Raw genomic sequence first — 315 nt, 5'->3', positions numbered from 1 at the left:
TGCGGCGCCTTGGGTGCCTGATGTGCTGGCGATGGCGCGAGCCATGGCATTCAGCTCATCGACGGTGGTGCCGGCCTGGTTGCCGCTCAGCACAAGGGAGCGGCGGAAGTTGTCCGACTCCTTGCTGCCTTGGTAATACGCGACGCCGAGCGTTGCGGCGGCAGCAGCAGCCACGGTAAAGGGATTCACCAAGCCGACCACGTAGCCAGCCATGCCGCGCGCAGCCGCGCCAGCACCGCCAAACATGTCTTTCAACTGGCCGCCCTGTTGCAGCAGCACCGTCAGCGGGGCCTGGCCAGACTGGAGAGACACAAC

Annotated in this window: 1 protein-coding gene; it reads right to left on the bottom strand. The window is 65.7% G+C overall.

Annotated features, from left to right (window positions below; genetic code table 11):
* Nucleotides 1-315: phage tail length tape measure family protein (locus tag ACFIKI_RS08445; RefSeq protein WP_375666761.1), on the bottom strand; the 315-nt coding region annotated here is incomplete at both ends.

Source organism: Bartonella sp. TT121SHDZB, assembly GCF_042193415.1.
Classification (GTDB): Bacteria; Pseudomonadota; Alphaproteobacteria; order Rhizobiales; family Rhizobiaceae; genus Bartonella.
The sequence above is the reverse complement of the archived record's forward strand: the minus strand, read 5'-3'. Positions and strand labels throughout refer to the sequence as shown.